Origin of the sequence: Pricia mediterranea, assembly GCF_032248455.1 — a bacterium.
In the GTDB taxonomy this organism is placed as follows: domain Bacteria; phylum Bacteroidota; class Bacteroidia; order Flavobacteriales; family Flavobacteriaceae; genus Pricia; species Pricia mediterranea.
In genome coordinates, this window is the sequence record NZ_JAVTTP010000001.1 from 2,835,812 (window position 1) to 2,849,838 (window position 14,027).

A 14,027-nucleotide genomic window follows, 5' to 3' on the forward strand; every position below is an offset into this window, starting at 1 on the left:
CAGGTCAGGCGAATTTAAAATCGGAAGCAATGAAATTCAATTTAGCAAATAAAACTGCCATCGTCACTGGTGGCGGCAGTGGTATCGGAAAGGCCATCTCCAAGACCTTGGCGGCGCAGGGGGCCCACGTACATATTCTGGAGTTAAAGCCAACGGCGGCCGAAGACGCGGTGAAGGAAATCGAATCTGAAGGCGGACACGCGACCGTGCATACTTGCGATGTATCCGAATCCGATGCCGTGACACAAACACTGGAGGCTATTGGGAAAAGAGGTACGATCGATATTCTGGTCAACAATGCCGGTATTGCCCATATCGGGAAAGTAGAAGATACTACGCCCGAAGACATGGACAGAATATATAAAGTCAACGTAAAGGGCGTGTACAATTGTATGCACGCCACGGTTCCCCACATGAAGAAAAAAGGTGGGGTCATCTTGAATATGGCCTCGATAGCCGGATCTGTGGGAATCAATGATCGCTTTGCCTATTCGATGTCCAAAGGCGCAGCTTTGAGTATGATGTATTCGGTGGCGAAGGATTACTTGCAGTACAACATCCGATGCAACAGCATCTCCCCGGCACGAATCCACACCCCTTTCGTAGAAGGCTATCTTCAAAACAATTTTCCGGACAATCGGGATGAAAAGTTTGAGGAACTTTCAAAGACCCAGCCTATCGGGCGCATGGGCATGCCTCAAGAAGTAGCCGATCTGGTCTTGTATCTCTGCTCCGACGAAGCCTCGTTCATTACGGGAACCGATTTCCCTATAGATGGGGGATTCATCCGCTTGAACGGGAATTGAAGTAGTTTTCTCTACGCTGGATCGATGTATTCCCCTTTGCCGGCGTTATCCTTACGCAACTTGGGCATCGTCCCGAAAATATAATCCCATAAGGGCGACGATATTCCGAACGCCCTATCCGGTTGGCGGTAATGGTGAATCGCATGATGGTGCCATAAGACCCGCAGAAAATTGTCTGGCACCTTAAAGGCGTGAACGCTGTAGTGAATGCCTAGATAAAAGGTATAGCCCATTACAAAACCCGGGAGGAAACCAAAGACATAATCCCCCATCAAAATCCCGAACAGAAGAAAAAAGAAAGCCACCAACACTAGGGCTAGTATAGGTGGCATGGCCAAGCGTTTTTTATCCTTAGGATATTCGTGGTGCACCCCATGCACCTTATAGCTAAATTTCTCAAGGGCCTTGGTGTAGGGGGCGATATGGTAAAGATATCTGTGCATGAGATATTCGACTAGGGTGTAGACCACCATTCCTATAAAAAAGAGGAGGGCCATTTGGGAGGCCGTAAACCCTAGCTCCGCAACTCCATAATAAATGAAACCTGCAGAAACCAAGGGATAGAGTACCAACGGCACCGCGATATGAGTTCTTGTGAGTTTTTCAAGGGCAGGATTTTTAAAAACCGTTCCGCTGCCTTTATGTCTGGGTCTTTGTTGTTTCCTACTTTTCATAATATTCTTATTAATACGCTCCTAGGTAATGATGTGCATTGAGTTTTACAAAAAAATACACTCAAAGTTCACAAAATTCTGATATATTCTGAATTGCATCGGTAAAAAAATTGACATGAAAGGGAGTATTAACTGGAAACAGCTTTCTGATATGTGGATATCGGCGTTTCATAAAGCTAGGATCGTTGTAACGGATGGAAAATATATGAATCAGAAACAATGCAAAACACCGCTTTACGTAAACAAGTGGGTAAACGATAGGATGGGGTACTTTGAATTCGAAATGTTATAAAATCCTATACATTTTAGATAAATGTCTCTTAACTTTAGCCAGTCCAAATAACTACGCCTATGAAAATCGCTATGCTCGGCTCGGGTTTTATCGCCCGGTTTTATGCCGAATCCCTTCATGCACAACGCCGAAAAGACCATGTGGTCATGGTGTACTCCCGCAACGAAAAAAACGCCAAACGCTTTGCCGATGATTACGGTCTGCCGCATTACACCATCGATATGGAAGAGGCCATAGCCCACCCCGAGGTCGATGTGGTACTGATTTCCTTGCCCAACCACTTGCACGAGGCCGCAGTGCTGGCCTGCGCCAGGGTGAAAAAACACGTCATCTGTACCAAGCCGCTGGGGCGTACCGCCAAGGAGGCCAAGCGCATGCTCGATGCCGTCGAGGAAGCCGGGATTTTCGGAGGCTATTTGGAAGACCTCTGTTACACCCCCAAATTCTTGAAGTCTATGGAAAGCATTAAAAAGGGGGATATCGGCAGGGTGCTGTGGGCGAAATCCCGCGAGGCACATCCGGGCCCACACAGCGACTGGTTTTGGGACAAGGAGAAATCCGGCGGCGGGGCCATCATCGATCTTGGATGCCACTGTGTTGAAATTAGCCGCAATTTTATCGGGAAAAATATCAAACCGCTTGAGGTCATGTGCTGGGCGGATACACAGGTACATCCGATCGATGCGGAAGACCATGCCATCGGACTGGTAAAATATGCGAACGGCGCCATCGGGCAGTTCGAGGTGAGCTGGACGTTCCGTGGCGGAATGGACCTGCGCGATGAGGTTATGGGCACCGAAGGCACCATTTGGATCAACAGCTTTTTGCGTACGGGTTTTGAAATGTTCACGACCGGAAAAGGGGGCGAAGGTTATGTGGCCGAAAAGGCGGAGTCGAATACCGGCTGGCTGTTTCCCGTCGGCGACGAGGCGCACGAACTCGGCTATCCCCATATGTTTACCGATATGTTTAAGGCCATCGAGGAGAACAGGGATCCGCTCGAAACATTTTACGACGGCTACGTGGTCAATGCGATTTTAGATGCGGCATTTAAATCCGCCAAAACCAAAGTTTGGGAGCCCGTCATTTTGGAAGACTGGCGTGGAGAAGAACCTCAGGATGACCAAAAACAATTTCAATCGTACGATAAAGATCACTATTTGATTAAGGAAGAACTATTGCCCAACGGGGATATGGCAATACTGTTAAAACATAAAGAAACAGGGGAGGTTACCCGCAAGGTCTCACATTGAGAATCAAAAGGAAAATGAACTTTAAGAATACCGTTTATATCATTATGGGCGGTACCACCGGAATGGGGCTGGCCGCGGCCGTAGCCCTAAAGTCCGAAGGTGCCGAAGTGCTGGTCGTGGGTCGAAATGAAGAAAGTTGTGTCAAGGCGGCCGAGACCTTGGGGGAAGGCAGTATTGCACTAAGCGGCGATGCCACCGACCCAAAAACCGTCCGGACAGCCATCCAAAGGGGGCACGATGCCTTTGGAAGCATTACCGGGCTGTTCCATGTCGCGGGCGGAAGCGGTCGCAAATGGGGCGACGGTCCACTGGATAAAATTTCTTTGGAAGGATGGAACAAAACCATGGAGCTGAACCTGACCTCGATGATGCTTTCCAATCAGGCGATGGTCAATTACTTTTTGGAACATAAGAACCCCGGGACGATTTTGAACATGGGCTCTGTGCTGGGCTATTCCCCATCCCCCAAATATTTCACGACCCATGCCTATGCCGCGGCCAAATCGGCGATTATCGGCTTTTCGAAATCGATTGCATCCTACTACGCCGAGTATGGCATTAGGGTCAACGTAGTCGCGCCAAGCCTCTTTATTACGCCCATGGCCAAGCGTGCGGCAGAAGATGACGAGATCCTCTCCTTTCTAAAGACAAAACAACCCCTCGATGGCGGCCGTCCGGGAGCTGCCGAAGATATCAATACGGCGGTGCTGATGTTCCTGCACCCGGCCTCCAAGTTTATCACGGGCCAGATATTGGCCGTGGATGGGGGCTGGACGCTGAGCGAGGGGCAATATCCCCAAGGAAATTAATACGTACAAAACGATTGCATGAGCGTAACAAAACAATATTTGGCCAAGGGAAAAGAGATTCTCTCGATTGTCGAAAACCAGGAGGCAATTATTCAGGAAGTGGCCCGGATTTTCTCCCGCTCCATCTTAGACGGACGTATGGTGCACCTATTTGGATCCGGCCACAGCCGGATGCTGATCGAGGAGATGTGGCCGCGCTATGGGTCGTTTCCCGGGTTTAATCCGATTGTGGAGCTTTCGCTGTCCTTCCACAATCTGGTGGTCGGTGCGAACGGACAGCGGCAGGCGATGTTCTTGGAGAACGTATCGGGTCTGGCGGCCCGCATCCTCCGTAATTTTGATACGAGTCCCCAAGATACCGCGCTGGTCGTCTCTTCCAGTGGATGTAACGTGGTGCCCATCGAGATGGCCGAGGAATTTCAAAAGCGCAATATCAAAGTGGTCGCTTTGGTCAGCCGGTTGCATTTGGAAGGCAGCACCTCCAAAAAGGAAGATGGAAAAAAACTGACCGATTTCGCCGATTATGTATTGGATACAGGAGCGCCCCTGGGCGATGCCATGATCTATCTCGAGGGACTGGATTCCCCCGTTGCCCCAGGCTCTACCTTGGGCGGGGTACTACTAATAAACTGTATCAAGGCGGAAGTTGCGAAAATACTTCACGAAAATGGACAATCGCCCAAAGTGCTGAGCAGTGGTAAAATCGTAGGTGAAGAACGAGCGGTCGAACTTTTCGAATCGGCCTATGACGAGCATGCCCATCGGTTGGCGAAGTTGTACGAGAATGTGGGAAAAAAGGAATAAAAAAACCATGAAGTTTTCAAAACCGATCAAAAAATTCTACGAAACCGACATCCTGATTATCGGAAGCGGTAGTGCGGGTTCTACTGCGGCTATTGCGGCAGCAAGCGGCAAGTACGAAGTTACTATGGTCGAACGCTACGGTTTTCCGGGAGGTACCTCGACGCAGATGTTGGATACGTTCTATGGGTTTTTTACGCCCTCCGCGTCCCCCAAAAAAATCGTGGGCGGCATTCCACATCGGGTTGTCGATGCCTTGGACCGGACCGGCAATATCTTCCTGCGTCCCAATACCTATGGGGCGGGTACGGGCGTGAATTACAATCCCGAAAAACTGAAACAGGTCTGGGACAATCTTTTGTTGGAAGGCGGGGTGCGGATTTTCTACCATTCGACCTTAGTGGGCGTGGAGAGTACAGGCGAGACATCCACCTGTGTCTTCTTTCACAAGGGGATGGGATTTTTTTCCATCACCGCCAAACGGATCATCGATGCCTCCGGGGATGCCGACTATTGCCATTGGGCGAACCTCCCCTATGAAAAGGCGGGCGAAAAGGAGCCTGCGCAGAGCATGACCACCACTTTTCGTATGGCGAACGTGGAACAGCAGGAATACGAGGCCGCAGGGGGAAAGAAAATGCTGAAGGAAAAAATGGCGGAAGCCTATGAAAAGGGAAGCCATCCGCTACCACGGAAAGAAGGGTCCGCCCATGAGATGTGCCAGCCAAAATGTATTTCTACCGTTGCCGTCAAGGTGGTCGACTTAGACCCTCTTGATGTTGAGGGCATCACCAAGGCCGAAATCGAGGGCCGCCGACAGGCCTTTGTTTTTGAGGATTTTTTTCGGGCCGAAGTGCCGGGATATCAAAACGCCAAGATCATCGGCCTCTCCCACCAGATCGGGGTTCGGGAAACCCGGAGGGTCTTTGGGGAATACCGTTTGACGAAAGCGGACTGTATGCAGGCCAAGACCTTCGACGACCAGATTTTTCTTTGTGGGGCGCCGATTGAAGACCATCGCAAATCCGATGACGGCGGTTCTGAAACTTTTTGGCAATACGTGCCGGAAGGAGGGGTTTACGGAGTTCCTTATCGTACCATCGTACCCAAAAACGGCCAGAACACCTGGGCGGTCGGCCGCTGTTTTTCAGCTACCCACGATGCCCATGCCTCCTGCCGATCCATGGCCCAGACCATGAGTATGGGCCAGGCGGCCGGGTTGGCCGCTTTGGTTTCCCTGGACACCGACCAAAATGCAAAGAACATTGATTTTAACAAGCTCCAGGATGCCCTGCTAAACCAAGGGGCCATTCTGGAAATGCCGGATAAAACTGCAGATACCTCAAGAGACGGATGGAAAAACAATTAGAGTACGACCGCCAAAAATTCTTCAGAACGGTTTTAGGCGATCGGCCCGTATCCGAAATGGGACTCACATATGCCCACGAGCATATCGTTATAGAGGACAGCTATGTGACCGCGGCCCATCCGGAATTTTTACTGAACGATGTCGAAAAAATTGCCGAGGAACTTTCGGAATTTTATTCCGCTGGCGGAAGAACGGTCGTAGATACCATGCCCGCTAATTGTGGGCGTAATGTGTTGAAATCCGTTGCCATTAGTCAACGTAGCGGGGTGAATATTATCTTGCCAACGGGCATCCATCTAGAAATATACTATCCAAAAAACCACTGGCGGTATGCCTACACCGAAGATGAGCTGACCCAACTTTTTATCGAAGACATCGAAAAAGGCATCGACCGGTTCGATTACAGCGGACCATATATTCAAAGGACACCCCATAAAGCCGGACTTCTCAAATTGGCCACCGGCGATGAAACTTTCACTAAACATCAAGAACTGATCTTCAGGGCCGTTGTCAACGCCCATCTCGAAACCGGAGCCCCCATCTTGACCCACACCAATTTTGGAAGACAGGCCTTGGAACAGGCAAAGCTGTTCGAAAGGCTGGGCGCAAATTTAGAGCATGTGGTGCTGTCACATGTAGATCGGGCGAAGCACGTAGATTACAATAAAGCGGTGCTCGATACGGGGGTACGCGTAGAGTACGACAGTGCGTTTCGGTGGAAAAATGACGGTGCCAATTACACCCTGGAACTGTTGGAACAGTTGCTTCCCGACTATCCCGATCAAATTACCTTGGGTATGGACATGGCAAAAAGTGCGTATTGGAAAAGTTACGGTGGAGCCCCTGGCTTGAACTACTTGATCGACACCATCCCTGAATTCCTCAGATCAAAGGGGTTGGAGGACTATTATAACAAGGTGTTTTTCGACAATCCAAGGCAACTGTACTCCTTTATTCAATGAGAGCTATGAAACAATAAACGCGTCATATGTAGGTCGAGGATTCTGTTCCGGGCCATAAGGCCCGAAGAGGATGCTTGGTCATAGTCCCCACGGTAAGCCACTCCGCCGACTTTAGTCCCGCGCCGCCTTAAATTCGCTGCTGTCGTACCATTTCGGAAAATCGGATACGTTGGCCAGCTTGAGGCCCACCTCGTACATCAGTTGCACATCGAAGCGTACCCCGCTCAATTCCGTGGTTTCGGGGTCGTATTCGTCCGAGGGTTGATGGTAGTGCTTCTCCCGGTACTCGTCGTTCTTTTTTTGGATGAATTCCACGCCATGCTCAAAATCCTCATGAGATCCTGAGGCATAGAGGGCGGGGATGCCGATCTTGGCAAAATTAAAATGGTCCGACCGGAAGAAATAGCCTTTCTCCGCTTCGGGATCGGGAATGACGTAGCGTCCTTGATTTTCGGCGACTTCCTCGGCATATTCATCCATTTCGGAATGCCCGTAGCCGGTAATGGTCAGGTCTTTCATAGGCCCGGGACTCGAAAAAGCATCCATATTGATGTTGGCCACGGTTTTTTCGGGGGGATAAATAGGATTTTCGGCATAATAGCCCGAACCCAACAAACCTTGTTCCTCGGCGGTCACCGCCATAAAAACGATGGAGCGTTTTGGTTGCGGACCTTTTTTAAAGGCTTCGGCAATGGCCAGGAGGGCCGCAACTCCGGAAGCATTATCGATTGCGCCGTTGTAGATGGAATCCCCATCCACCGGACGTCCGATCCCGAGATGGTCCCAATGGGCGGAATAGATGATATACTCGTCCTTTCGGTCCGTGCCCTCGATAAGGCCGACTACGTTGTGGGAGACATCCCTTTCGATGGCGTTATCGATTTCTACGGAAGCCGTCACACCCAGGGGCACCGGTTTAAAATCCTGGCTCAAGGCCAATGCATTGAAATCTTTGTTTTCTATGTTGGACGCTTCGAACACCTTGTTGGCAGCCTCTTTGCTCAGCCATCCTTCTACCTCGGTGACCGGGGCTTCGCTCTCCAAATTAAGCCGGGGGCCGGTCCAGCTGCTCTGCACCACGTTCCACCCGTAGGAGGCCGGGGCGGTCTCATGGATGATCAGCACTCCCGCGGCCCCTTGTCGGGCAGCCTCCTCATATTTGTAGGTCCACCGGCCGTAATAGGTCATGGCGTTGCCCTTGAACAACGTAGAATCTTTGGTGGCAAAACCGGGGTCGTTGACCAGCACCACCGCCGTTTTACCTGTCCAATCCACTCCCTCGTAGTCGTTCCAATCGTACTCAGGAGCCACAATACCATAGCCCGCGAATACCAATTCGGAATCTTCAAGGCTTACGCTTTCCTCCGGTTTTTTGGTAAGGACCACAAAATCCTCGAGAAATTCGAGGTCAAAGTCCACGTTGGGTCCCGATATCTCCATTTCCTCCGAGGGATTTCCTGTAATCTCTACCAGCGGCACCTCTTGAAAATAGCTATCGCCATTACCGGGCGAAACGCCCAGTTTTTCAAATTCGGACTTTAGGTAGTTTACGGTTTTTTCCTCCCCTTCAGTGAACGGCATCCGTCCCATAAAAGCATCGGAAGCCAAGGTCTCGATATGTTCAGCAATGGTGGTCTGATCTACTTTTTGGGCTTTGTCAGTGTCGGCGTTGTTGGGTTGGCATCCTACGAGGAGTAGGAGCAATGCGATTTTTGGATAGTTGCTCATGCTGTTCTGTTGTTGTCCGTTATATTCTGAATAAACGCCTGAATTTAAACTCAGACGATGTTCCTTGGTAAAGTTCAACAAAACAGCACTATAAAGCAAATGGGAGTTTTGTAGTTTAAATTGTCAACACCTCCGTTACACCTTCAATATCCGTACGCTTTGACTGCACAATCCGGTAAAAACGGACACCCATTCCGCTGGAAAGCGGACAGCCGTTCCGGAATAAAACGGACACCCTTTCCGGGGCAAGCCGGACAGTGATTCCGTTTCAAAACGGACAGCTGTTCCGGGGCAAAACGGACACTTTTCTCATCTTAGTGCCATTAACTTCTAAAAAAAGGCGCCTCATATGGGCGAGTTCCATGCCCCCGAACTTCTTGCGCCAGTAATAGAAGGTGCTCTTGTCGACGCCCATCTCGCGCGCGATGTCCCAAGCTCAGGTATCTTACCAAGAAAACGCCTCCATTGTCATTGGCGGAAAGGTTACAACGGCTAAAACCCATCTATAAAGGGTGGTCGAACAATTTCCGATTAGGGAATATACATACCAAACTTAAAAAGCTGGATGAATGGCTACGTAACCGGCTACGCTACTGCATATGGTACGATTGGAAGAAACCAGAGCGCAAACGCAAGAATCTCATAGGTCTAGGTATAAAACAGGGACAGGCATATGCTTGGAGCAGGACAAGAATGGGAGGATGGGCAGTAGCTCAAAGTCCTATACTTAGAACTACTATTACTGAAAAACGCCTAGGCAAAAGAGGTTATCAAAGTATGCTAGCGTACTACCTTAGTGTAAAGTTCTGATATAACGAACCGCCGTGTACGAGACCCGTACGCACGGTGGTGTGAGAGGCGCAGTCCGTTCCTAACTAGGGGCGGACCCGTCTACTCGATTAGCGGCTTTTTCTATATATTCCTTTAATATTCTTAACCTCTCTTTTATACTAGACGCATCATTTGTTCCTTGCTGAGATAATCTATCAAACTCTAGAAGTTCGTAATTTGCTCCTTCATAATTTGTTTCAGCTGAACGTCTATTATCCTTTACTTCTTGGTCAAATTTCAATAACCAGGAACGATTAATATTTATACTGTTTTCATCAGCCCATTTAAATAGCATATAATTAACTACCATTGATCCTTGTGCTCGTAAAAGCAAGTCGTTATTGGAATAACAGCCTGCCATTACATCCATTACATTTATAACCGTTGTCTTAAAGTCATCAACAAGAGAGGATTTTCCTGATTTATATCTTCTAGTCATACTATCTAGATAAACCTTCTTTGTGTCAATTATTTTATTCGACTCATGTTCACTTGTTTCAACAAGCAAGAATTTCGCTGCAGCTTCATAGTGCTGATAGCGATTATTGTTAAATCGTACTTTATTTGTAAAAAAACTATGACTAGCAACCTCTCTAATGGCCCTGACCATATCACCTCCAAAGGCATTTCTCTTTTCAGCTGCATTTAGTGGTGCCGATTCATTTAAACGTGAAAACATGTCTTCAATCAGGTCTAAGTCATCTGTTTGCACACCAACAATTGGTAGAACAAAGGAGTCGAAATTTATTAAAACCTTTGGGTGTTCTTTAGCTAAATCGTCATAGCTTAATCCACCTAATTTAAGTTGTGGATTATCCTGGTAATCAAAGTCGTCATCTAGACAATAATCTCCCTCAATAAACCCCCAAATCGCCTCTAATCTTTGTTTACCATCAATTATAGCATAAGACTTTCCTGTTTCTCTTTTTTCATCACGTGAAAACTGATGAAAGTAAATTTTAGGAATGTCATAGTTGTTAATAATTGAATCAATAAGAAGTTTCTTTTTCTCAAGAGTCCATACCCCACCATTTCTTTGATATTCCGGATCAGTAATGATTTCATCCCTTTCAGAATATATTCTGAGAATCGTGGAATGTTGTATCGGATTAGTTTCTATGTAACTCATTTAAGTCCTTTTTTTAATGTTTCCCCAATACTCGATAGCTCTGGGAATAAAGTGAATTTATTTATACTCAACAGTTCAAGTTCTTTTCTGATATTTTGTCTGGAATCAGCAGGGACTTTATACTTGCAAACCTCCTCATTTGAACAAAATTCTTCGACCGCTTTGTTGTCCAAATGGTGGATTGTAAAAACTCCTAGTTGTGCTTGAATTCTAGGACTGTTTCGAGTAGCAATAGTTGCAATTGGAGCTAGCTTATTTCTAGGGTTAGAACTGAGTTTTTCTACAGAATACATTTTTAATTCGTCATCATCAAAAGACGGAATGAAATTCTTCTCATTAGTACTAATATTAGCGATCTTATTAAGCTCTGTTGGCTTTAATGACCATAGTGCGGCATCTTTATCGTCATTTTCTTCCCCTATTACGGCAAAATACAATGCTGTTAGCGGACTTTCTGTCCAATCAAGCAGTCTTGTCGGAACTCCGTAATGCTGCATTAAAAAGAGCCAGTCAAAATCGTCTTTAGGGCTAGCATTTATAAGCATACCTGCAGATTGCTTAAATCTGGTCAGAAGAGTACCCTCCGAAGGTGCTTCGCTCAGCCTCATTAACCCTGGTGATAGTTTCCAGTCAAAATCTGATTGGCCTCTAAACCAAATATCTTCACTGAAATCTTCAAAGTCAGTCTTTAATATTTCTATTAAATCACTTATGCTATTTATTGTCTTACTCATATTAAGAGTTTATTCTTTCTTGTTCGTCTATTGCCGCTAATAATTGTATAAAAAACATATGACCTATATCTCCAAATTATTCAGATATATAACACATACTTAAATTTTACCAAAAATGTTAGAAAAACAAAATAAGGGTAAGACACTAAGAAATGAGGAACTGCAAGATAGTAAAATAATCAAAGCTATTCTTACGACTTTCCGTAGGATAATTAGGAAAAAAATTACTACGAAAGCAGTGCAAGAATTAGATAGATAATCAAGCATAACCTAGGCCTATGCGACTATTTTTATCTGTCAGAACTGATCTTTACAACACCGGTGTCAAAACAAAATTTCGATAAGCAAGATTGACTTAATCCACTGCAGGTAAATGGGGCCGGGACTGCGTATTCACTGATTTTAATGTTGAGAAAACTTGTTTACTGCAATTCGTTTCAGCGGATCTCTTTGTGTTCCCCAAATATGTAAATTTCCTTGCTTGTCCACTTGCAATCCGGCCGCGGCACCAAAATCAACTGCATTCGTACAGTTAAAGGTTTTGGTGCTGACTTTCTCCATTATGGGTTCAAAATTTTCTGGACTACTCACAAGAATCAGATCTGCATGACCGACACGTTCTTTGTTGTAAAATCCAATGGCATAAATGGCCTTCCCGTCCCTAATAAGATTGATCGATTGATAGCTTGCCCAGTCATCGGGAGCAGCAAAACTCGCTAGCATTGTTTGTTTGTTTTTTTCGGGATCAATGCGATAGAAGTCCCAGTTGCGACTGTCCCAATTGCTGACTACCATCAGATATCCCGTATCGATGGCCAATAATCCCGTTGATCCAGCGGTTTGCCGCTTAGCTTCTCCTTTCCTGTCCATACTAAAAGTTGGCCGGGCCTTGCTCAGGTTGCCATCACGGTAATTATACAAGCAAACTTTTGAAGCGGTCTTGGTGAAATTGTCTTCAATGCCTACTACGATATAGGGTTCACTGACTTGAATGCCTCCCGCATGCCTATACGGTTCCTTCATCAGGGAAATTAGGGCATCCGTTTTTTGCGTCGCCAAGTCGACTTGCAAAATGTATGCTTGTTTAAGGGAACTCCCCGAAATTAGCAGTTTTTCATTCCCATTATTCTCGATTAGCTGAACCCCCTGTAAATGGCCCTCTTCACTGGGTACTTCAATTGTATTACTAATAACCATAATTTCCGGTTCGGAACTAAGGCCTTCAAAAGCTTCAAGTACATTTTTAACTTGTTGGCCGTAACCCAACACCGGATATACCCCAAGGAGGGTCAAAAGAAAAAATCCGATATATACATTGCGCTGTCCCATAACGAAAGTTGGTTTTCAACACTATTTTTTCAGATGCAGAAGTAAAGAATGTCATGTTTAAATGACAACCCATGTAAGCTTCCTAGCTGCCGTAGTTTAGACCGTTATCTTAAATATGTCCGCAAGTCCATATAGTATTATGAGCCGTTTCTGCGTCTTACTATTTTTACGATTCGATTATATACGATTTCCGCTAGATTCCAGTCATATCCATCAAAGTTGGTTGTATTATTAAATTGAATGACAACGGTGTCAATCTCTTTATGGTATCTGGCAAAACTCTGATAGCCAACAAGCAGCCCTGTATGTTCGTACACGTAAATGGAGGAATATATTTCCTGCTCCCCTTCATCAAACACGGAGCCGTCGTTCAATGCCCTCAAGAAAATACCTACATCCTCTGCTGTAGCTACCATTGAGCCGGCAGGGTTTATAAAGTCATTTTTTTTCAGATCGTCATCGTAACCCACGTAATACCCGCTCATAACGTCGTCTAAATCTACTTCACTGAGCAAACTGTATGTATTGTTCAGCTCAAGCGGTATTAAAATTTCCTCTTTGATATATTGGTGATGGCTATAGCCCAATGTTTGGTCAAGAATTTCGCCTAGCAACAAATAATTGGTATTTGAATATTCATAGTCTTCATCGGGTTCAAAGTCCGCTGGCTTATCCAGCACCAACTCAAGATTTTCTCTATTGGCTTTTGGTGGGTCTTCCCAATAGCCAATGATATCTGTAAAATTGGGAATGCCACTCCGATGCTGCACCATCATTCTCAAGGTGATTTTATCGGCATTTTCAATGCGTCCCACAAGTGCGGGAATGTAATCGGCGAGCGTTTTATCCAAAGACAGACGTTCGTCATTTACCAATTTTGCGGTAGCAACGGCAACATATAATTTGCTAATACTGGCAATTTTGAATAGGGCTTGCGGGTAGGCAGGTATTTTATTTTTCCGGTCATGCCATCCTGCGGCATAAGACTCCGGTGGTTTCCCAGCTTGGTCCACGTAAACGATCATTCCATCAAATCCATGACCAATGGCCTCATTGACCTGTTCTTGAACTGTGTCAGGTAACGGCAATATCCAGGCCTTTACCAGTATCCATGGTACGAAGTACAAAGAGCTTATGCTCGCAATAATAAAGGCTATTCTGAGAACTCGTTTTGTTTGTTTTTTCATCATACTATTTCAAGATGATGCTTCTTTTCTTGAATCCCCCATAACGTCTCCGCTCGTGACAAACGGGGCGGTCGGTCGAAGCCGGGCATTTTAAAGAGCCAAGCCTAAGGATTTTACGTTTCG

The 14,027-nt window shown here is 46.4% G+C and carries 13 protein-coding genes and 1 pseudogene; 7 read left to right on the top strand and 7 right to left on the bottom strand.

Annotation, left to right across the window (positions count from 1 at the left end):
• The first annotated feature begins 29 nt into the window (after positions 1–29).
• The gene (locus RQM65_RS11600) at positions 30–806 is read left to right on the top strand and encodes an SDR family NAD(P)-dependent oxidoreductase (protein ID WP_314015169.1); all 777 of its coding nucleotides are present in this window, start codon (positions 30–32) and stop codon (positions 804–806) included.
• An 11-nt stretch (positions 807–817) separates the two neighbouring features.
• Here the strand turns inward: RQM65_RS11600 and RQM65_RS11605 are convergent, their stop codons facing one another.
• A complete protein-coding gene (locus RQM65_RS11605) occupies positions 818–1,480 on the bottom strand; it encodes a sterol desaturase family protein (RefSeq protein WP_314015170.1) in 663 nt (220 codons plus the stop codon).
• 351 nt (positions 1,481–1,831) lie between these two features.
• Here RQM65_RS11605 and RQM65_RS11610 point away from each other — a divergent pair, with 351 nt between their 5' ends.
• From RQM65_RS11610 to RQM65_RS11630, 5 genes are read left to right on the top strand one after another with little or no spacing between them, the layout of a single operon-like run.
• The gene (locus RQM65_RS11610; RefSeq protein ID WP_314015172.1) at positions 1,832–3,025 is read left to right on the top strand and encodes a Gfo/Idh/MocA family protein; all 1,194 of its coding nucleotides are present in this window, start codon (positions 1,832–1,834) and stop codon (positions 3,023–3,025) included.
• Between the two features lie 14 nt (positions 3,026–3,039).
• Complete coding sequence (locus RQM65_RS11615) at positions 3,040–3,834, top strand: SDR family NAD(P)-dependent oxidoreductase (RefSeq protein ID WP_314015174.1); 795 nt, start codon at positions 3,040–3,042, stop codon at positions 3,832–3,834.
• Between the two features lie 18 nt (positions 3,835–3,852).
• On the top strand, positions 3,853–4,638 hold the full coding sequence (locus RQM65_RS11620) for a sugar isomerase domain-containing protein (RefSeq protein ID WP_314015176.1): 786 nt from the start codon (positions 3,853–3,855) through the stop codon (positions 4,636–4,638).
• A gap of 7 nt (positions 4,639–4,645) precedes the next feature.
• Entirely contained in the window at positions 4,646–6,004 is a 1,359-nt protein-coding gene (locus RQM65_RS11625; RefSeq protein WP_314015177.1) for an FAD-dependent oxidoreductase, read from the top strand.
• Positions 5,989–6,966, top strand: a complete 978-nt coding sequence (locus RQM65_RS11630) for a phosphotriesterase family protein (RefSeq protein ID WP_314015179.1) — start codon at positions 5,989–5,991, stop codon at positions 6,964–6,966. Before RQM65_RS11625 ends, RQM65_RS11630 begins: the two co-directional genes overlap by 16 nt.
• A gap of 111 nt (positions 6,967–7,077) precedes the next feature.
• Here the strand turns inward: RQM65_RS11630 and RQM65_RS11635 are convergent, their stop codons facing one another.
• Together RQM65_RS11635 and RQM65_RS18935 are read right to left on the bottom strand one after the other, a co-directional pair.
• Positions 7,078–8,694, bottom strand: coding sequence for a M28 family metallopeptidase (locus tag RQM65_RS11635; RefSeq protein ID WP_314015181.1), 1,617 nt, complete (start codon positions 8,692–8,694; stop codon positions 7,078–7,080).
• Between the two features lie 268 nt (positions 8,695–8,962).
• The gene (locus tag RQM65_RS18935; protein ID WP_432279866.1) at positions 8,963–9,121 is read right to left on the bottom strand and encodes a hypothetical protein; all 159 of its coding nucleotides are present in this window, start codon (positions 9,119–9,121) and stop codon (positions 8,963–8,965) included.
• A gap of 17 nt (positions 9,122–9,138) precedes the next feature.
• Here RQM65_RS18935 and RQM65_RS11640 point away from each other — a divergent pair.
• A pseudogene (locus RQM65_RS11640) lies at positions 9,139–9,504 on the top strand (group II intron maturase-specific domain-containing protein); the annotation flags it as partial.
• A 61-nt stretch (positions 9,505–9,565) separates the two neighbouring features.
• Here the strand turns inward: RQM65_RS11640 and RQM65_RS11645 are convergent.
• The 4 genes from RQM65_RS11645 to RQM65_RS11660 form a co-directional block, all read right to left on the bottom strand.
• Entirely contained in the window at positions 9,566–10,654 is a 1,089-nt protein-coding gene (locus tag RQM65_RS11645; RefSeq protein WP_314015182.1) for a GmrSD restriction endonuclease domain-containing protein, read from the bottom strand.
• Positions 10,651–11,388, bottom strand: a complete 738-nt coding sequence (locus tag RQM65_RS11650) for an FRG domain-containing protein (RefSeq protein ID WP_314015184.1) — start codon at positions 11,386–11,388, stop codon at positions 10,651–10,653. Before RQM65_RS11650 ends, RQM65_RS11645 begins: the two co-directional genes overlap by 4 nt.
• A 402-nt stretch (positions 11,389–11,790) precedes the next feature.
• A complete protein-coding gene (locus RQM65_RS11655) occupies positions 11,791–12,717 on the bottom strand; it encodes a hypothetical protein (protein ID WP_314015186.1) in 927 nt (308 codons plus the stop codon).
• Between the two features lie 137 nt (positions 12,718–12,854).
• Positions 12,855–13,907 (bottom strand): serine hydrolase domain-containing protein, encoded by a 1,053-nt coding sequence (locus RQM65_RS11660; RefSeq protein WP_314015188.1) that lies wholly within the window; start codon positions 13,905–13,907, stop codon positions 12,855–12,857.
• Positions 13,908–14,027: the final 120 nt, after the last annotated feature.